The organism is Pseudoalteromonas sp. SR43-5 (assembly GCF_014163835.1).
Taxonomy (GTDB): domain Bacteria; phylum Pseudomonadota; class Gammaproteobacteria; order Enterobacterales; family Alteromonadaceae; genus Pseudoalteromonas; species Pseudoalteromonas distincta.
In genome coordinates this window covers 24,494-42,885 of sequence record NZ_JACJEA010000013.1, presented here as the reverse complement: position 1 = coordinate 42,885, position 18,392 = coordinate 24,494, and the positions used below count along the sequence as shown (strand labels likewise).

The 18,392-nt window shown below is 39.3% G+C and carries 18 protein-coding genes; 11 read left to right on the top strand and 7 right to left on the bottom strand.

Annotated features, from left to right (window positions below):
- Positions 1-75: 75 nt before the first annotated feature.
- Positions 76-1,002 carry a manganese-dependent inorganic pyrophosphatase gene (locus H5090_RS09515; RefSeq protein ID WP_004335532.1) on the bottom strand — a complete coding sequence of 309 codons (927 nt, stop codon included), beginning with the start codon at positions 1,000-1,002 and terminating at the stop codon, positions 76-78.
- Positions 1,003-1,120: 118 nt separating this feature from the next.
- Here H5090_RS09515 and H5090_RS09510 point away from each other — a divergent pair, with 118 nt between their 5' ends.
- Complete coding sequence (locus tag H5090_RS09510; protein ID WP_182695559.1) at positions 1,121-1,636, top strand: hypothetical protein; 516 nt, start codon at positions 1,121-1,123, stop codon at positions 1,634-1,636.
- On the top strand, positions 1,636-2,445 hold the full coding sequence (mutM, locus tag H5090_RS09505) for a bifunctional DNA-formamidopyrimidine glycosylase/DNA-(apurinic or apyrimidinic site) lyase (RefSeq protein ID WP_182695558.1): 810 nt from the start codon (positions 1,636-1,638) through the stop codon (positions 2,443-2,445). The genes H5090_RS09510 and mutM overlap by 1 nt, the downstream gene beginning before the upstream one ends.
- Before the next feature lie 69 nt (positions 2,446-2,514).
- Here mutM and H5090_RS09500 read toward each other — a convergent pair whose 3' ends face one another.
- From H5090_RS09500 to H5090_RS09485, 4 genes are read right to left on the bottom strand one after another with little or no spacing between them, the layout of a single operon-like run.
- Entirely contained in the window at positions 2,515-3,015 is a 501-nt protein-coding gene (locus tag H5090_RS09500; protein WP_039488291.1) for a DUF3299 domain-containing protein, read from the bottom strand.
- Positions 3,016-3,029: 14 nt separating this feature from the next.
- On the bottom strand, positions 3,030-4,277 hold the full coding sequence (locus H5090_RS09495) for an ABC transporter permease (protein WP_182695557.1): 1,248 nt from the start codon (positions 4,275-4,277) through the stop codon (positions 3,030-3,032).
- Positions 4,274-4,972 carry an ABC transporter ATP-binding protein gene (locus H5090_RS09490; protein ID WP_182695556.1) on the bottom strand — a complete coding sequence of 233 codons (699 nt, stop codon included), beginning with the start codon at positions 4,970-4,972 and terminating at the stop codon, positions 4,274-4,276. Before H5090_RS09490 ends, H5090_RS09495 begins: the two co-directional genes overlap by 4 nt.
- Positions 4,973-4,979: 7 nt before the next feature.
- Positions 4,980-6,050 carry a CDP-glycerol glycerophosphotransferase family protein gene (locus H5090_RS09485; RefSeq protein ID WP_182695555.1) on the bottom strand — a complete coding sequence of 357 codons (1,071 nt, stop codon included), beginning with the start codon at positions 6,048-6,050 and terminating at the stop codon, positions 4,980-4,982.
- Between the two features lie 178 nt (positions 6,051-6,228).
- Here H5090_RS09485 and H5090_RS09480 point away from each other — a divergent pair, with 178 nt between their 5' ends.
- The 7 genes from H5090_RS09480 (at position 6,229) to H5090_RS09450 (ending at position 13,769) form a co-directional block, all read left to right on the top strand.
- Complete coding sequence (locus tag H5090_RS09480) at positions 6,229-7,332, top strand: phosphoribosylaminoimidazolesuccinocarboxamide synthase (RefSeq protein WP_004335513.1); 1,104 nt, start codon at positions 6,229-6,231, stop codon at positions 7,330-7,332.
- A 122-nt stretch (positions 7,333-7,454) separates the two neighbouring features.
- The gene (locus tag H5090_RS09475) at positions 7,455-8,117 is read left to right on the top strand and encodes a methylamine utilization protein (RefSeq protein ID WP_004335512.1); all 663 of its coding nucleotides are present in this window, start codon (positions 7,455-7,457) and stop codon (positions 8,115-8,117) included.
- Positions 8,110-10,425, top strand: a complete 2,316-nt coding sequence (locus H5090_RS09470) for an EAL domain-containing protein (RefSeq protein ID WP_182695554.1) — start codon at positions 8,110-8,112, stop codon at positions 10,423-10,425. The genes H5090_RS09475 and H5090_RS09470 overlap by 8 nt, the downstream gene beginning before the upstream one ends.
- The gene (locus tag H5090_RS09465) at positions 10,412-11,245 is read left to right on the top strand and encodes a DUF3034 family protein (protein WP_182695553.1); all 834 of its coding nucleotides are present in this window, start codon (positions 10,412-10,414) and stop codon (positions 11,243-11,245) included. Before H5090_RS09470 ends, H5090_RS09465 begins: the two co-directional genes overlap by 14 nt.
- Positions 11,245-11,664 (top strand): group 1 truncated hemoglobin, encoded by a 420-nt coding sequence (locus H5090_RS09460; protein WP_024597015.1) that lies wholly within the window; start codon positions 11,245-11,247, stop codon positions 11,662-11,664. Before H5090_RS09465 ends, H5090_RS09460 begins: the two co-directional genes overlap by 1 nt.
- Positions 11,665-11,769: 105 nt before the next feature.
- A complete protein-coding gene (locus H5090_RS09455) occupies positions 11,770-12,936 on the top strand; it encodes a capsular biosynthesis protein (RefSeq protein ID WP_182695552.1) in 1,167 nt (388 codons plus the stop codon).
- Positions 12,936-13,769: a sulfurtransferase gene (locus tag H5090_RS09450; protein WP_182695551.1), complete on the top strand. Its 834-nt coding sequence runs from the start codon at positions 12,936-12,938 to the stop codon at positions 13,767-13,769. Before H5090_RS09455 ends, H5090_RS09450 begins: the two co-directional genes overlap by 1 nt.
- A 160-nt stretch (positions 13,770-13,929) precedes the next feature.
- Here the strand turns inward: H5090_RS09450 and H5090_RS09445 are convergent, their stop codons facing one another.
- Positions 13,930-14,289: a DUF5522 domain-containing protein gene (locus H5090_RS09445; protein ID WP_182695550.1), complete on the bottom strand. Its 360-nt coding sequence runs from the start codon at positions 14,287-14,289 to the stop codon at positions 13,930-13,932.
- A gap of 43 nt (positions 14,290-14,332) precedes the next feature.
- Here H5090_RS09445 and H5090_RS09440 point away from each other — a divergent pair, with 43 nt between their 5' ends.
- Positions 14,333-14,659 carry a hypothetical protein gene (locus H5090_RS09440; protein WP_024596017.1) on the top strand — a complete coding sequence of 109 codons (327 nt, stop codon included), beginning with the start codon at positions 14,333-14,335 and terminating at the stop codon, positions 14,657-14,659.
- A 94-nt stretch (positions 14,660-14,753) separates the two neighbouring features.
- Here H5090_RS09440 and H5090_RS09435 read toward each other — a convergent pair whose 3' ends face one another.
- Positions 14,754-15,722, bottom strand: a complete 969-nt coding sequence (locus tag H5090_RS09435; protein WP_154903726.1) for a class 1 fructose-bisphosphatase — start codon at positions 15,720-15,722, stop codon at positions 14,754-14,756.
- Between the two features lie 154 nt (positions 15,723-15,876).
- On the opposite strand from H5090_RS09435, the gene H5090_RS09430 reads away from it, so the two are divergent.
- The gene (locus H5090_RS09430) at positions 15,877-18,306 is read left to right on the top strand and encodes a zinc-dependent metalloprotease (RefSeq protein WP_182695549.1); all 2,430 of its coding nucleotides are present in this window, start codon (positions 15,877-15,879) and stop codon (positions 18,304-18,306) included.
- The last annotated feature ends 86 nt before the right edge of the window (positions 18,307-18,392 follow it).

Genomic DNA, 18,392 nt, shown 5'->3' with positions numbered 1-18,392 from the left:
GTTATACCAATAGCATTAAATTAGTGATTTATTTAATGCGATAAAATAATCATGTTTTTAATAAAATTGGTATCATTAGATTTTTGTGAATGCATCTTGTAGTGGTGGTACTACTTGCTTTTTACGGCTCAGTACACCATCTAACCATACTTTATCATTCTCTGGTTTTACACCGTAAGCCTGCTCAACTAAGTTTGCATCGTCAGATACAATTAGCATTTCTGAGCCTTCTTTCATTATATCGGTAAGCAGTAAAAATACAGAGTGGCGGTTGCCCTCAACTTTTAGCTTAGCAATATCGGCTGCAAGGTCTGCTTTAATATCGTCAAAAACAGCAAGGTCGATTACTTCTAGCTGGCCAATGCCTACTAGGTTACCGTTCATGTTGAAATCTTTAAAGTCACGCATTACTAAATCACGCGCTGGTGTGTCTTCTACCGCAGATTTAACGCGGAACATATCCATACCAAGTTCTTTAAAGTCTTCGATGCCTGCAATTTCAGCTAGCGCTTCAACACATTTAATATCGGCTGTGGTACATGTTGGCGATTTAAATATAACTGTGTCGCTTAAAATTGCACACATCATGATACCAGCGATGTCTTTAGGGATTTCTACGTTGTAGAAGTCATACATCATTTTAATAATGGTGTTTGAACAACCAACAGGACGAATCCAACATTCAAGCGGAGTCGATGATGTTAAGTCACCTAATTTATGGTGATCTACCACACCAACAACGCGAGCTTGGTCGATATCATCAGGTGCTTGTGTTTTTTCTGTGTGATCTACAATATACACATCTTCACCAGCGTAGCTTAACTTAAGCTCTGGTGCTTCAAAACCAAATCTATCAAGGATAAATTGAGTTTCAGGTGAAACTTCACCAAGACGAGTTGGAATTGCTGGCTCATCAATTTGGTTTTTTAAATAAGCCAGTGCAATTGCACCACAAATAGAATCTGAATCTGGGATTTTATGGCCCACTACATACATAGACATTGACGGAACTCCTTTAAATTTGCCGATATTCTAACAAAGTCTGCGGCCTTTAACATATAGACAGCGCAATTAAGTTTTAGTTACACTTTAAAATCTTGAATTTATTAGGTGTATTTATATGCGACTGGGCCGTAAAGGTTGGAACAACGTTATAATATTTTCGATGTTGATTATGATCTTCTTTTTAAATGGCTGGCATAAGCAATTTTTAGGAGGGGAGGATAAACCAGCGTTACAAGCTGTACTCCCCCTGCAAAGTTTTGTACTTACACTGCAATTTGTTGATCAAAAAATTGAGCGAATAGGAACAAGTTGGCGTACAACACCACTACAAAAAGATATACCGCTCGTGTGGAAAGCGTCTGAGCAGCAGCTTAGTGATTTAGTTAACCAATGGCAAAGCGCGGCGCTAATGGGGGTTAATGAGTCTGTTGTTTTTAATCCTAATGCACCTTTATACGTTGCTACATTTGAGTTGGCTGGCGAAAGTATGCCGTGGGTTTATTTGCTCTACAAAGGCGATGGACAATATTATTTACTCGAAAAGAGAAGCCAGCGAATACTCGCACTCGATTTAAAAACTGCTCAGCAGTTATTCCCTAGTTTTGATTTTTCACAAAGTGAGTCTAATTAATGCCTGAATTACCAGAGGTAGAAGTGAGCCGAATGGGTATCACTCCCCACGTACAAAACCAAGTTGTTACAAAGGTAAATATTTACAATGCCAGTATGCGCTGGCCAGTGCCCGATGATGTGTATCAACTTGAAGGGCTAATTGTTACAAGTATTGAGCGACGAGCTAAATATTTACTTTTACATTGTGAGCTTGGGAGCACTATTTTACATTTGGGTATGTCAGGCAATTTGCGGGTTGTAGATAAAAGTGAGCCTTTAAAAAAGCACGACCATGTAGAATTTGTATTTGGAAATAATAAGGCGCTGCGCTTGAACGATCCTCGTCGTTTTGGTTGTTGCTTATGGCAAGAGCCCGGTGAAGTGCATAAGCTACTCTCTAAGCTTGGTCCTGAGCCGCTTACCGATGATTTTTTTGCTAAACGCGTGTACGAACAATCGCGCAATAAAAAAGTACCGGTAAAGCAGTTTATTATGGATAACGCAGTTGTTGTTGGTGTTGGTAATATTTACGCGAATGAATCGTTATTTAAAGCGGGTATACATCCAAAGAGAGAAGCGGGGAAAGTATCGCTCAAACGTTATCAAGCACTTATCCCTATTATAAAAGACACACTTGCAGCGGCTATTACACAAGGTGGTACAACGCTTAAAGACTTTGCACAAAGTGATGGTAAGCCTGGGTATTTTGCTCAAGAGCTATTAGTATATGGGCGTAAAGGCAAGCCATGTATGACGTGCGAAAACGAATTAGAAGAAATTAGATTAGGGCAACGCAGTACTATTTTTTGCTCAAATTGCCAAAAGTAGTTATTTGAATTTTACCGACTCTAAATTTAATGAGATTTAAGGGCCAGCTTTAAAAGCGGGCCCTTCATTTTAAAGCTCAAACGGTGCTACACCGACTGCCTTCATTTTATATCCTACCTGCGCGATTTCGCCCGACCATGTTTCTGTGCTTATTATTCCGGTTACAACGATTGCGTCGTACAGACTATCTATAGGCACACCACCTTTAATCGTTACATGGACTATTTGATTTGGCGGTGGTGGTGGTACGTGTATACAGGCGCCAAAATAAGGCACGAGTAAAAACTCAGTAATGACTTCGCTATCGCCCTCAAGTGGCACAACAAAACCTGGCAAACTTACCGATTGACCATCAAGCGCTTTTACCACTGGAGCATCTAAATCGGGTTGCACCCAGTTTTGATCGCTGCCTTCGTGATTAGCTTGTGCTTGAGTGTCTATTTGCATATGACCTTTGGGAATTAAGTCTTCCCAAAAAATTTCTTTTGGTGGATTGGCACAGCTCGCTACGCTTATAAATAATAAGCTAATAGCAGCAATGTATTGAAAAGCTGTTTTAAAAAATGTCATAAAATACCTAAAAATTATGCTTTTATACTCATGCCATCGCTGAGTGAATAAAAATAAGCGCGAGTAGCGGGTATTAAGCCAATAACAAAACCTGCGGCCATAATAACCCCGATTAAGCCCAGTTCATAGTAAGAGAGCATTGTGAGATTTACGCTTATACCGGCATGGCTTTGTAAGTAACCGCCGGCTGAAAAAATAACTAAATAGTAAAGTGCACTACCCACTAGGCAACCAAGTAAAGTTGTCAGTAATGACTCAATACTTATAAGTGTAAATAAATGCCAAGGGCGAGCGCCTACTGAGCGCAATATAGCAAGTTCGCGACGTCGCTGGCTCAGATTTGCAAGCAATGTCGTTAACATACCAAGTAAGCTAACTAACACGACAACAGCTGAGAATAGTAATAGTATTTTTTCTACTATGGCGAGCATTTCCCATAACTCTTTAAGTGTTACGGTTGGCATAATGCCAAGCAGGGCTTCTGGCTTATATTGATTTATATTGCGCCTAATTTGTAATGTGTACAAAGGCGAATTAAATCCCATTAAAAATGCTGTAATTTGCTTAGGGTGACCAACTAGGTTGTTATGTTCGTCATGCTCATGCTCATGCTCATGGCTCGCTTTACCGCCGTGAATTAAATCGATTGCAGCCAAAGGAATGTGCAGCGTTTTATCAACTGGCGTGCCTGTCGGGTTTAAAATGCCGACGACTTTAAATGGGTTATCGTCATGATGATGAAAACTGGTGTTCCCCATGCCGTGCGATATAACAATAGAGTCGTTAAGTTTGTAGCCTAGTTTATTTGCAACTTCGCTACCTAGCACCACTTCGTTAATTGCGGCAAAAGGGTGGCCTTTGTTAAAGGTTAAATTTTGTTTTTTTGCAAAGCGATAATGGCTAAAGTAATCAAGTGTTGTGCCTAGTACCGCTTGGCCTTTATGGCTGTCGCCTAGGCTTATAGGTATGCTCCATTTTACGCCTCGCTGACTTGTTATGTATTGATAACTTTTCCAACTTACGCCGTTATTAGTATGGCCAATTCTAAATACTGACGAAAGCAGCAACTGTATATCGCCGGTACGCGCACCAACAATTAAATCAGTGCCCGAAATAGTATTACTAAAACTACTTTTAGCATCAATTCGTACACGTTCAATACTCAAAAGTAGCATTACACTAATTGCGATAGTAAATAATGTAAGCAGTACACTTGCGCGGCGATTTAATAAGCTTTTGTAAGCAAGTTTAGCGAGAATCATACCTGCTCCTGCAAATTTATAAGATCAATGGAGCGGTTAAATAAAGGCTTTAGTGTTTCATCGTGGCTCACAAATACCAGCGTACTATTAGATAACTTTGCTTGTTCAAACAGTAGCTTTATAAAGCTCTCACGGTTATTTGTATCGAGTGCAGATGTGGGCTCATCAGCAATTATTAGTTCAGGGCTGCCTATAAATGCGCGAGCGGCAGCAACGCGCTGTTGCTGTCCAATACTCAGTGTCGCTACATCTTTATGGTGATACTGGGCAGTAAGGCCTAAAGCATTTAATAACCGTATCGCTTCATTTTGTAAGGCAGCGCTTTTATTTGATGATTGCTTTAATATTTTTTGTTTTCGGATTTTTGAAAACTCACACCCAAGCGTTATATTTTCAATAAGTGATAAATAAGGGAGTAAGTTAAAGTTTTGAAAAATATAGCCAATGTGATCCGCTCTAAACGCATCACGGGTAGTATTACTTAGTGTACTGAGGTTTTTATTTAGAATTAACACTTCACCGCTAGTGACAGTGTTAATACCAGCAAGAATCGCTAATAGTGTCGATTTACCAGAGCCACTAGGGCCATACAAAAAAATATGCTCACCTTTTTCAATAACTAGCTCTTTTATGTTGAGCGTGGGAGAGCTATCGCTTTTATGCCACTTAAAAGTAACATTTTTTAGGTTTATCATTATCCGATTACCAACCCCAGTAGTTTAGATCTTTACGCATTTTTAGCTGTCTTATTATATTTAATGGCTTGGGTTTTAGTTTTTCGTTACTTTGTAAAAATTCATTAGCTGCATTTAATACGCGTTGGCTAGATTGGCCATCGGTATACGGATGAAGTTCCTGGCAATAGCTTTCAATATTTTGCATTAAATCACTAGGTTTAGTAAGCACGTGTTCAATAGCTGCTTCTACTTCATCTGCGTCGGTAATATCAAGTAAATGAGGAAGTGGTTTTTGATTACAAAACGTGACTACCGGTTTACGTAGTAGTAAAAACATTAAAAGAACTGACGATGTATCGCACAGCATAACATCAGCAGCTTGCAGTAACGGCAAAACGTTATCGGTTTCAATAAATGTTAGATTTTCGTTACTCAGCGCTTTATATTTATTAACCCATTCGGCAGGCATTTTAGGATGAAACTGCATCAAAATACGCCACTTACCTTGCTCACTAAAATGTTTTATTTGCTCATATAATTTAGGAGCAAGTGATAGCTTTCGTGAGAAAGTAGAGCATATAAGTAAAGTAGGGCGAGGGTCGTCGCTTACATAAGGATTATTTGAAGTGTTACTAAAAAGTGGATCGAGTGTTGGCCAGCCAGTTTCAGTTACTTTAAAGAAACCATGCTGCTTAGCTAGCTCTTTAAATCGGGTTGTTGTATTTGGGCCTTGCGTACAATATAAATCGTAACAACCACGAATAGTAAAATGACCACGATTACCTTCAGAGCTGCGCTTTTCAGAATTAAAACCATGAAATACAGCTACTTTTTTACCTGGAATAAAGCTAGGTACTATATTACCCGGTATAAACGTAATGTTTGGAGCCCAGCTTTTTACATCTTTTATGGTATGTAAACGTGGCTCGTCTGTGGTTAAAAAATCGGGGTTTACTTCGCTACCCGCTAAAAACCAGCGTACTTCACCACCATGTGTCAATATTTGCGCCTGCAAAGGTCTCAAGATAGCGTATGAATAATTCTGAGAAATATACATTAAGTATTTTTTATTTTTAGTGGCAGTTAAGTAGTTCAAGCTATCTCCTCAGGCTGGTTAGCACATTAAGTTTACCCCATTGCGACTCGCTTATAAATATATGCCTTTATTTGTTTTAAGCATCCGATTGAGCTTTGAGGTTGGCTAGATTATTATACAGCCCATATAACCCCATACCATACTTTGCTCAAAGAGCATCCCTAACCCCGGAGATAGCATGACTAGCTATAAAGTTTTAGACGTAAACGATGATTTACCCATTCGTACCAAAGGTGAAGTACACAGCGGTAAAGTTCGTTCAGTTTATTGGTTAACTGATGAAGACAGCGCACGATTAATTAAAGATAAAGGCTACCAAGTACCGACAGGTACTGAGCTTGCTATTATGGTTATTTCAGACCGAATTTCTGCATTTGATTGCATTTGGCAGGGCGAAAACGGTTTAAATGGCGTACCAGGTAAAGGTATAGCGCTAAACTCAGTGGCAGCCCATTGGTTTAAGTTATTTGATAAAGCGGGTCTTGCGGGCAATCATATTGTAGATATTCCGCATCCGTATGTGTGGATTGTACGTAAAGCCAGTACAGTGAAGGTAGAGGCAATTGCTCGCCAATATATTACGGGTAGCATGTGGCGCGATTACGCTAAAGGCATACGTAACTTTTGTGGTATTGAATTACCAGAGGGTTTAAAAGCGAACCAAAAGCTTGATAACGTTTTAATTACGCCGTCAACAAAAGGTATTATTGAAGGCGTTGCTGATATTCCGCCTGTTGATGATGTAAATATTACTCGCGCTAATATTACTAATAACTTAGATGTATTTAACTTTAAATCGGCAGATGATGTAACCAAATACGAAAAACTGTTAGTTGAAGGTTTTAAATTAATTAGTGATGAACTAGCGAAGCTTGACCAAATTTTTGTAGATACTAAATTTGAGTTTGGTTATGTAGAGGATTTAAATGGCGCGCAACAGCTTATATATATTGATGAAGTAGGCACGCCTGATTCGTCACGTATTTGGGATGAAGCCGCTTACAAAGACGGTAAAATTGTTGAAAATTCTAAAGAAGGCTTTCGTCAATTACTGATTAATAACGTGCCAGAGAGCGACGTATTATTAAATAAAGATCGCATGAGTGAGCGTGAGCAGTTAGCTAAAGATTATATTTTACCAGAATCAGTAATGCTTGAAGTGTCAAATACCTATGTTGGCATAGCGAGTAAAATTGTTGGCAGAGATATCGTGATCCCTGAAGATCCTCGCCAAGAAGTTATTACTATTTTAGATAACGATTACGGATTAATTGTTAAATAACAGCACTTAAGTGCTAATAAAGCCAGTAAATAAATCTTTATTTTTAGTTACTGGGCTATAATTCTTGCAATTAGTGCTCGTCTCTAATTAACTTAACCTAACATTAATGTTTAGGTATTGTTATGTTTGAACGGGCATTGCAAAAGTTTGCTAAAAGTCATTACTTTTTAGCTATAGGTTTGTTTTTTAGTCAGTTTGCTTTAAGTGCGAATATTGAATTAGTAATAGAAGATCAACACGGCCAAAAGTTATCAGGTGCTGTGGTTGAGCTTAATATTGCTGGTAAACAAGCCACACCATCAAATTTGCCCATTGCTATAATGGATCAAGTCCATAAGCAGTTTTTACCCGAATTATTAGTTGTACAACAGGGTCAAAAAGTTAACTTTCCTAACAGCGATAATATTCGCCATCATGTTTATTCTTTTTCACAAGCTAAGCCTTTTCAACTAAGATTATATTCAGGCCAACCAAAAGAGCCCATTACGTTTGAGCAACAAGGGGTTGTTGTTTTGGGGTGTAATATACATGACTCTATGGTTGGCTATATTTATGTAGCTAACAGCGAATTCGTATATAAAACAGATAAAAAAGGCTATGTAAATTTGCCTATTAATACACTGCCTGCACAAGTGAGTGTGTGGCATCCATTACAAACAGCACCATTGGAGAATAAAAAAATGATAACAATTAATTCTCAAAAACAGTTACAGATAACAGTAAACACATCAACTCCAGCACCCAGAAATACCTTTGGTAGTAAGTTTAAGGCTGGTAATGACTAATAGTTTACGAAATCGCATAACCATTTTATGTGTTGGCTTAGTGTTATTAACCACTATGGTCAGCTTGTTTAGTTTTTGGTGGTCTACGAGTAAATTTCAAGAAGAAAAAGTAAATCAAGATATTACCGTAGCGCAAAATGTTTATAAGCAATATTTAAAGTCAAAAGAAAGCCTACTGTTAACCGCTGCAAAAGTACTCACCTCCGATTTTGGTTTTAAGCAAGCTGTAGCAACGCGAGATGCAGGTACAATCAGCAGCGTGTTGTTTAATCACAGTCAGCGTATTGATGCCGAATTAATGTTGTTACTTGATTTATCGGGTAAGCTAATTTCCGCCAATACTGACGAAGACGTTTTTGCACACAACTTAAAGCCCTTGATGGAAGAGCTTTTAAGTGCGCCAGAAGAGTCTAGTTTTGTGGTGCTTAATAACGAGCTGTATCAAATTATTTTATTACCTGTAAAAGCGCCACGTACAGTAGCCTATAGTTTGGTGGGCTTTAAAATTGACGACAATGTAGCCCATGAACTAAAAAGCTTAACAGGCATGGATGTAAGTTTTATAGGCAGTGCTGACGATATTGTTATTAGCTCATTAGCTAATCGTCCTGAGCAATTTGAACCTGTTAGCTATTTTAGTACCGTAACCACATCGCGGTTTTTTGGTGAGTATTTAGTGTTTCGTAACCGAGAAATAGATTTACCATCGTTGTTGACCCATCCCATAATTATTTTGCTGAGTGCCGATTTAACACAAAGTTATAGTGATTTCGAAAAACTGCTTTTTACACTTATTATTTTAGCTATTTTAACTATGTTTGTAGGTGTTATTACAAGCAGCATATTTGCAAATAATTTAACTACGCCACTTACTCAACTAGCTGTAATAGCAAGGCAATTTGCACAAGGGAATTATGCTTTTGAATTTAAAGGGCAAAGGCAAAGTACCGAAATAGACACGCTAGTCGCAGCGTTTGATAGCATGGGTAATGATATTAATCAGCGCGAGCAACAAATTAGCTTTCAAGCCCGTCATGACTCCCTAACAGGCTTTTATAACCGCTCAGCAATGCTTGAGGTGCTTGATGATGAGTTAGATTCATCAGCCGAGTACACGCTCGTTGCAATAGACATAAAAGGTCTTCGCCATATAAACGATAAGCTCGGTCCGCGCATTGGTGATGACTGCCTAAAGGCCGTTGCTTGCAGAATAAGTGAGTTTTCGGATGAGTTAGGGGGCTTTCATGCCCGTATTGGCGGCGATGAGTTTTTAACTGTGTTTCCGACTGCGGCAGCGCGCGAGCAAAAAAGCGGTATTGTTGGCTTAATGGCACAATTACAAGCGTGCTACACCATTCAAAAACTAAAAATTAACTTACGCTTTAGTGCAGGCATTGTGCAGTATCCTACACAAGGTATTGCAAGTGATGACTTAATGCGCCGTGTGCTAATTGCAGTTGAAAGTGCTGCCAACACACAAGAGAGCATACATTACTATCAAAATGGCGAAGACGAAGCGCACTTAGAGCGCTTAATAATGCTTGATGAACTAAAGCAGGCTATTAGTGATGACGATGGTCAATTGTTTATGACTTATCAGCCAAAATTACATTTGAAATCGCAAAAAATAGATAAAGTTGAGTCGCTTATTCGCTGGCAGCGAAAAGATGGTAGCTGGGTTAATCCTGAACTGTTTATTGACTTAGCCGAGCAGTCGGGGCTTATTGTTGAGCTTACTGGGTGGGTTGTTAATACGGTTGTAGCACAAGTAGCTGATTGGCAGTCTAAAAATATAAACTTACAGGCTGCAATAAATGTATCTGCGCAAGATATAGCATTTCCGGGCTTTCACGCTGCATTAGTTCGCACGCTTAAAAAGTACAAATTAGATTCTAAGCTGATCACTATTGAGCTTACTGAGCGCGATATGATCGAAAACGAAGAAAAAGGTATTAAAGCGCTCGAAAACCTAAAGGCAATTGGCGTTAAAATATCATTAGATGATTATGGTGTAGGGCAAACATCACTTGGTAGATTAAAAATGCTGCCTATTGATGAGCTTAAGCTAGATAAGTGCTTTATCCTAAAACTTGATGAATCGCAAAAAGATCAATTTATAGTGCAATCATCAATTACGTTGGGACATCAGCTAGGTTTCTCGGTTGTAGCTGAAGGGGTTGAAACGCTTGGCTCATTAAATTTACTTAGAGGCATGCAGTGCGACCATGCACAAGGCTATTACTTAAGTAGGCCTTTAAAAGCAGAACTATTAGAAGAATGGCTGGAGGAATACTATGCAAAAAATTAAATACTTATTAGCAAGTTTGTTTTTAATAGTTAGTGTGCCGAGCATTGCAAGCAATGGAAAACTGCTAGCTACGCCGGGAGTTTCTCAAATTGAAGGCAGTGGCGGCGGGGGGATTGTACCGTGGGCACAACTTGCTGGGTACGCAAGTGATGATGAATTTTCGGTAAATGGCTTTTTTAGTCGCGCAGATGTAACCGACTACACACTTGACGTATGTGGTGCACAACTTAATTTATTTAATCGTGTTGAGCTTAGTTATGCCCAACAGCGCTTTGATGTACCAGCACTTGATGCTGAAATAGAGCAATCAATTACAGGTGCTAAAATACGTTTGTACGGCGATATTGTTTACAGTGATTGGCCACAGCTTAGCTTAGGGATTCAGCATAAATCACTGGATGATGGCAGTATTGCAACACTTGTAGGCGCAGAAGAGACTAGCGGTACTGACTACTACCTCGCTGCTAGTAAATTACATTTAGGAGCTATTGCTGGCTATAACTGGTTTTGGAACGTAACTACAAGATACAGTGAAGCTAATCAACTTGGTTTACTTGGTTACGGTGGAGAAAATACTAGCGGAAAAGTATTATTTGAAGGCAGCACAGCACTATTTTTGAGTCGCGAAATAGCCGTAGGTGTTGAGTATCGTCAAAAATCAAATAACTTAAACTTAGGCGAACAAGATTGGAAAGACTTATTTGTAGCGTGGATGCCTAACAAGCATGTGAGTGTGACTGCGGCTTACCTTGATTTAGGAAGCATTGCAGGGGCTGACGATCAAACAGGTTGGTATTTATCGGTTACAGGGTATTGGTAATGAAAAGCGTTGGTATTTTTTTGATTTGTTTAGGGTTGCTTAGTGGGTGTGCAAATTCTACTAAGCTCTCACTTTATCAAAAGCTGGATGGTAAAGCTGGGATAGGCAGAATAGTTGATAGCTTTATCTATCAAATAGGCAATGACGAGCAGATAATTCATTACTTTGAACACAGTAATATAGCGCATTTCCGCCAAGGATTTATTAATCATATGTGCATGTTAGTAGAGGGCCCGTGTACATACGATGGTGACTCTATGGTGGCAATTCATACTGGTATGCATATTACAGAGAAAGATTTTAATCATGTTGTTGATTTGCTTATAAATGCAATGAATGAGCAAGATGTTAGCCATAGCTTACAAAACGATATTCTTTCTAGAATGGCGCCCCTTCGTGATGAAATCATAAAAATGTAACTATAAAGCTTTCAAAGTAATTATTAAGTAAAGGGAACCTTGCTTTGATTGCATTGTCCACATAGAATTATTTCATAAAAACAACAATTGGCAAATATAGCTTGTATGGCTTATCTATTTATTTCTCGCAAAAATGTACACGCAAAATACTATAAAAAAATAATCAAAAAATTGTCGATGAATTGCCAATTACACATCATGGGAGCGCCTAAACTTTCTGCTGTGAAATATTTAAAAGATGCGTTCCAAGTTAATTTTACTGGTGTAGTCAACTCTCAACTAAAACGTAAAAGAGCACGTAATACAACTTGGAATAATTCTATCGTTACTGCGGTTTATAGTGCTGGTTTAGTTTTATTTGAACGATTACGATACGCCAAGTATTTAGCCTTATTAAGCGAGACTAATCCTGAATACATTGTCATTTGGAACGGCAATAAACTTCCAAATACAACCGTTGCTATGGCTGCAAAAGCATTAGGTGTAAAGCAGTTTTATTATGAAAATGGTTTACTACCCGGTACAAGCAGTTTAGACCCTAATGGTATTAACTATAATGCGTCGTTAAGCCGTGACCCTTCTTTTTACCTAAATTTTGACCCACAAAATAAGTTAAACTTTTCTGCGCCGGATTTAATTCCAAGAGCTGATCATAAAAAGCGCTGTGAATTTGAGTGCGCCGATGTGCCAGAACGCTATATATTTGCGCCTTTTCAAGTACCTCACGATACTCAATTAGCTAGCTTTTCTCCGTGGATAAACTCTATGGACATGTTTTACGACGAGGTGATTAAAGCCGTCAAAAGCTTAAATGATCCAAGTTTAAAAGTGGTTTTTAAAGAGCATCCGTCGTGGCATAAACATTACGCTCATCTTTATGAAAAAGATCCGATTGCAATTTTTGCTAATGGAAATCAAACGAGTGATTTGATTAAGTGCGCAGAAGCCGTATTAACGATTAATTCAACGGTCGGCTTAGAAGCATTACTGCTAAATAAACGAGTTTTAACTCTTGGACAAGCCTGTTACAGCATTGAGGGTTTGGTAAAGCATGCGAGCACTGCAGAGCAGCTTGCAGCAAATCTGAACGAAGTAATGCAGGGCTGGCAACCAAATACATTATTAAAGGATAAGTTTTTTAGCTTTATTGAACATGTATATTGTATTCCTGGCGTTTGGAAACACACTGAAGATAAACACATTAAAGCGATTGAAGCGCGTTTTACGGGTAATGATGAGTTTGCTAAATATCATGGTGATAAGGAATCGTAGTGAAAAACCTAATTAGCTGTCAGCAATTACACGAGCAAATTAATAATCCTGCATTAGTGATATTTGATGCAGGTATGCTGCGCCCAGGTGTTTTGGGTACTTATTCGCCACAAGCAATGCTGCCCAACGCTAAACGTTTTGACATAAAAAATGAGTTGGCCGATAGATCTAACCCCTTACCAAGTACGGTATGCAGCGAGCAGCAATTTACTCATGTTATGCAAAATGCAGGCGTAAATAACGATTCGTTTATAGTTGTATACGAAGATGGCGGTTTATTTAGCGCAGCAAGGGCGTGGTGGATGTTTAAAGCTATGGGGCATCACAACGTAAAAGTACTCAGTGGTGGCCTTAAAAAGTGGTTAGAGAGTGGTTACGCCACACAGCAAGGTTATAGTAAATCGTTAGGTAAAGGTGATTTTACGGCAAGCTATAATCCTGAGTATTTTATCAATAGCCAACAAGTGGTTGACGCAATTGATGAGCCCAGCATTGTATCGCTAGATGCACGTGCTTATAAGCGTTTTACAGGCGAAGAAAGTGAACCCCGAAAAGGCATGCGTAGCGGGCATATCCCAAATAGTCGCTCGTTGCCTTTTATGGATTTACTTAATAAAGGTGAAGCCAAACCACTTGCCGAAATTAAAGCGATATTTAGTGACGTGGTTGATGATGCGCGGCAGTTACAGTTTAGCTGTGGCTCAGGTATTACAGCGTGTGCTTTAGCGTTATTTGCTACCGAATGTGGTTACAGTAATTTAAGCGTTTATGATGGCTCGTGGAGTGAGTGGGGTGCAAGTGATTCATTACCCATCGCCACAGGAGAAAAGTAGATGTGTTGTGGGTTTAGAGCTTGCTCACGTTAAAGCCGCAGCGTCTCTAAACCTCTTTGTAAATAACAGTACTTAAAAATATTACTCACAAGGAGAAGTGAAAGAGAAGAAAATGAGAAGGTAAAAACCAATGTTTGCTCGTAGTTGTATTAAATAGCTTTTACTTTTTAAAATCATAAGGGCAGTTTTTACAACCATTTTTGCAGCACGAACCACGCTTTAAAAAAAACCACTTACTAAATATCATGTAACCACTTTGCATGGTGTAGTCGAGCCCTTCAATTAAATTGTCGTTACCTCTAAATTGCTTTGCAAAGTCTATTTGGGTTTTAATAGGTTGTGTATAAACACCCTCTAAAAAAGTATTTATTTTATTAAGCGTGCACTTGCGGCATAAACAACTTGTTGCTGTGATATCAAGCGGTAAAATAGCCGGCAGCTCATTGCACCAACACGCTGATATATCGTCTACATTACACGTTAGAGTGCTGTGACACTGAGTGCAGTTAAGTTGAGTCATTATAATTCTTTTTAGTAACAGTGAGCCAATAATAACAAATATTATGAATACACAAAAAGCATTAGCTGAATTTATTACATTTGGAGAGCAAAGGGACGAAGCTATATCGGTTATCGTTTCAAGCCCTGCTGATAGCAATAAAGCTCACTATACTCTCTCAACCGAGGTTTTAATTGATGTGCTTAAACGCTGTTTAAGTAACGAAATAGACTTAGATGATTTGGAGCTTTGGGCAAACGTAATTGAATCGCGAGATGACATTGATTGTACTGAGCATGAAGGTTTTATTTATGCGCTCAGTAATAGCGAGCAAATGGGAGAGCTTAATCATCAAAAGCTTGCTCAAATAGTTGCGTTAGTAAAAGTTTGATTTGTTTAAAAAGCGAGGTGTAAAACCTCACCTAAAAAAAACCGCACTTCAATTGAATGCGGTTTTTTAAATTGAGGACAACCGTTTTAAGCGATTATTTATGATATCCCAAGCACGTTTCTACTTCGTTTTTAGAACCTAAAATAACGGCTACTCGCTGGTGGATTGCATCAGGCTGAATATCCATAATACGCTCGGTACCGGTTGATGCGATACCGCCAGCTTGCTCTACTAACATAGCCATTGGGTTTGCTTCATAAAGTAGGCGTAATTTATTTGGCTTTTTAGGATCTTTGGTGTCGGTAGGGTAAGTAAATAAACCGCCACGGCTAAGCACGCGATGTACATCGCCCACCATTGCTGCAATCCAGCGCATATTAAAGTTTTTAGCGCGCGGGCCTGTATCGCCTGCTAGCAAATCATTGATATAGTTTTGCATAGCTGGCTGCCAATGGCGTTGGTTAGACGTATTAATGGCAAATTCGTTTGTATCAGCAGGGATTTCGGCAAAATCTTGTGTAAGTAAAAAGCTGCCTTGTGTTTTATCAAGAGTAAACATGCGCGTGCCTTTACCTGTAGTCAGCGCAAGCATTGTTGATGGCCCGTAAAGTACGTAACCTGCAGCAACTTGCTTATGGCCGGGCTGCATAAATATGCTTTGATCAGCAGCGTCAGAACCTTCAGGCGCTTCCATAATAGAAAATATAGTACCCACAAGTGAGTTAATGTCCGTATTTGACGAGCCATCGAGTGGGTCAAATGCCACTATAAATTTAGCGTCTGGGTTACCTGCTACTGTGTAGTCTTCTTCTTCAGAGGCGATTGCTTTAACCGTACCTGATTCCAGTAAAATATCTTTTAACAGCTGATTAGATAATACATCGAGCTTTTTTTGAGTTTCACCTTGAATGTTTTCATCAAGGGTTGAGCCTAATACGCCAGAAAGCGCGCCTTGACCAACGCGAAACGAAATTTCTTTACATGCCGCTAAAACTGTTCGAATTAATGATAAAAGTTCTCTTGAACAACCATCTTCAAGTAATACTGGAGGGAGTCTACGCATTCTATTTTCCTGATAACGTGTTAAAACCAATCATAATGTGAGAGAGATTAGCTTAGAGCGCTGAAATTCGTCTTAAATAACTGTATTGTTTAAATAGCACCCTATAATGGGACCACCTAATCGTACTTAAAACACAAATAACAAAGATAAGATTATGAAAAAAATACCACTACTAAGTTACATATTCTTTACTGTGCTGTGCTCTATCATAACTCAAGCGCACGCAGCATTTAAGTCAATTGATGAATTTACTACGCAAATGAATCATTTTCCGGGCTATTATTCGTTTTTTTACGATACCCAAAAGGGAAAAGTATATTTAAAAGTTGATAAGTTTGAACAACAATTTTTACTGCAACAAAGCTTGCCTTACGGTATTGGCTCTAACGATATAGGCCTTGATAGAGGTCAGCTTGGTAATACTCACCTTGTGCAGTTTGAGCGTTTTGGCGACAAAGTAATGCTGCGGGCTGTAAATACTTACTATCGTGCTAATACAAGTAACAAGGCTGAACAGCAAAGTATTAAAGAAGCGTTTGCATCAAGTATACTTGCTGGTTTTAAAGTGGTTGCAGAGGATAAAGCCACAGCACTTATTGATTATACGCCTTATTTATTAAGTGATGTACATGGCGTAAGTCGCACACTTGCTGCACGTAAGCAAGGCAACTTTAGCCTTGATGAATCACGTAGCGCCGTTTATATGAATCGCTCAAAAGCATTTGTAAAAAACACTGAGCTTGAAGCCGTACTTACATTTAAGGGCACAAAACCAGGTGAATTTGTTCGCCAAGTAAGTGCCGACCCTTATGCGCTTACTGTTCATATGCATCATTCACTTATTCAATTACCAGATGATAACTACACGCCTCGTAAGTTTAATCCGCAATCAGGTTTTTGGAGTATAGAACATAAAGATTACGCAGCGCCGCTTGGTGAGTCTATGTATGTGCGTTATATACCGCGTCATCGTCTAACTAAAAAGGACTCAAGTTTACCTATTAGTGAACCTGTTAAACCAATTGTTTATTACCTTGATCCTGGCGTTCCAGAGCCCGTTAAAAGCGCTTTGCTTGAAGGTGGGAAATGGTGGAACGACGCATTCACTGCTGCAGGATATAAAAATGCATTTATAGTAAAAGTGCTGCCAAGTAGCGCCGACCCTATGGATATTCGTTACAACGTCATTCAATGGGTACACCGTGCAACGCGTGGTTGGTCATACGGAAGTTCTGTAATCGACCCTCGTACAGGTGAAATACTTAAAGGGCATGTAACACTTGGCTCATTGCGTGTTCGCCAAGATATTTTAATAGCTGAAGCACTCGCTGCTCCTTATTTAAAAGGCAATGAAGTTGCTAAAAACTTGCAAGCAATGGCGCTTGATCGGATTCACCAATTAAGCGCACATGAAATTGGCCACACGTTAGGTATTGCTCATAACTTTGCAGCATCGGTAGGGGATAGAGCCTCAGTAATGGATTACCCACATCCGCTACTTAGTTTTAATGAACAAGGTAAGCTTGATGTAACGCGCGGCTATGCAACAGGCATGGGCGTGTGGGATACCCAAGTAATTAAATATGGCTATAGCGATTTTACTAACCAAGATGAAAGCGCAGAACTTGCTGCTATTTTAAAAGAGAACAAAGCCAAAGGCCTTGAGTTTATATCAGATAGCGACGCTCGTGCTAAAGGTGGCGCACATCCAACAGCTCATCTATGGGATAACGGCACTAATCCTTCTCAGGAGCTTTTAAGAGTTCTCGACGTACGTAAAAAAGCGCTTTCGAAGTTTGGTATTAATAATATTAAAACGGGCGACTCATTATCGCAATTAGAGGAAAAACTAGTTCCGCTTTATCTGTTTCACCGTTTTCAGGTTGAGGCTGCGGTTAAGCTTATAGCCGGTGTTGATTACGAATACGAAACACGTGGTGATTCACCCGTAAAAGGCGCACAAGTCGTTAATAAAAAAACACAGCAAGAAGCGGTAAACGCTATTTTTGCAACGCTTAAGCCAAGTAACTTATTACTTCCTGAATCGGTACTATCGCTAATTCCGCCAAAAGCGTATGGCGAGTCTAAGTCGCGCGAGAGCATAGTGGGGCGCACAGGGTTAACGCTCGATGCAATGGCATTACCCGAGGTTGCAGTGCAGCACAGCTTGTCGCTTTTATTAAACGCACAACGTTTAAACCGCCTAGCGCAGCAGCAAGCGCGTAGTAATGACTTTTATAGTTTAGATGAGTTGCTTGAGGAGCTATATAGCCAAGTGTTTAACGCGTCATCACCTAATACAATGACAGGTAAAATCACTCAGCGCGTGCAATTTTTAACTGCAAAAGCCATGGCTGATTTAGTAGCAAGCGATAGTGTAAGCCCTGAAGTGCAAGCGCAGTTACGTTACTACTTAGTTAAGTTAAGTGAAGACTTTAACCAAAACTCAATGCTGAGCCATACAAGTACTGGCGAGAGTGCGTTTAAGCAATATTTAGCTGAGCAAGTAAATCAGTTTTTAATTAAAGGGCAATGGCCAAACAACTTTAAAGTGCTGCCAATCCCACCGGGCTCACCAATTTAGAATAAAAAGTAGAAGCGCTTATTTTAAATCAATCATTTAATCAATTACAAAGCAAAACACCGAGTATATTTATACTCGGTGTTATT

Coding starts and splice junctions, on each gene's coding strand:
- H5090_RS09495 (WP_182695557.1), bottom strand. CDS start 4,277: ATGATTCTCGCTAAACTTGCTTACAAAAGCTTATTAAATCGCCGCGCA.
- H5090_RS09435 (WP_154903726.1), bottom strand. CDS start 15,722: ATGCGTAGACTCCCTCCAGTATTACTTGAAGATGGTTGTTCAAGAGAA.
- mutM (WP_182695558.1), top strand. CDS start 1,636: ATGCCTGAATTACCAGAGGTAGAAGTGAGCCGAATGGGTATCACTCCC.
- H5090_RS09515 (WP_004335532.1), bottom strand. CDS start 1,002: ATGTCTATGTATGTAGTGGGCCATAAAATCCCAGATTCAGATTCTATT.
- H5090_RS09440 (WP_024596017.1), top strand. CDS start 14,333: ATGAATACACAAAAAGCATTAGCTGAATTTATTACATTTGGAGAGCAA.
- H5090_RS09480 (WP_004335513.1), top strand. CDS start 6,229: ATGACTAGCTATAAAGTTTTAGACGTAAACGATGATTTACCCATTCGT.
- H5090_RS09490 (WP_182695556.1), bottom strand. CDS start 4,972: ATGATAAACCTAAAAAATGTTACTTTTAAGTGGCATAAAAGCGATAGC.
- H5090_RS09470 (WP_182695554.1), top strand. CDS start 8,110: ATGACTAATAGTTTACGAAATCGCATAACCATTTTATGTGTTGGCTTA.
- H5090_RS09445 (WP_182695550.1), bottom strand. CDS start 14,289: ATGACTCAACTTAACTGCACTCAGTGTCACAGCACTCTAACGTGTAAT.
- H5090_RS09510 (WP_182695559.1), top strand. CDS start 1,121: ATGCGACTGGGCCGTAAAGGTTGGAACAACGTTATAATATTTTCGATG.
- H5090_RS09500 (WP_039488291.1), bottom strand. CDS start 3,015: ATGACATTTTTTAAAACAGCTTTTCAATACATTGCTGCTATTAGCTTA.
- H5090_RS09455 (WP_182695552.1), top strand. CDS start 11,770: ATGGCTTATCTATTTATTTCTCGCAAAAATGTACACGCAAAATACTAT.
- H5090_RS09465 (WP_182695553.1), top strand. CDS start 10,412: ATGCAAAAAATTAAATACTTATTAGCAAGTTTGTTTTTAATAGTTAGT.
- H5090_RS09460 (WP_024597015.1), top strand. CDS start 11,245: ATGAAAAGCGTTGGTATTTTTTTGATTTGTTTAGGGTTGCTTAGTGGG.
- H5090_RS09430 (WP_182695549.1), top strand. CDS start 15,877: ATGAAAAAAATACCACTACTAAGTTACATATTCTTTACTGTGCTGTGC.
- H5090_RS09475 (WP_004335512.1), top strand. CDS start 7,455: ATGTTTGAACGGGCATTGCAAAAGTTTGCTAAAAGTCATTACTTTTTA.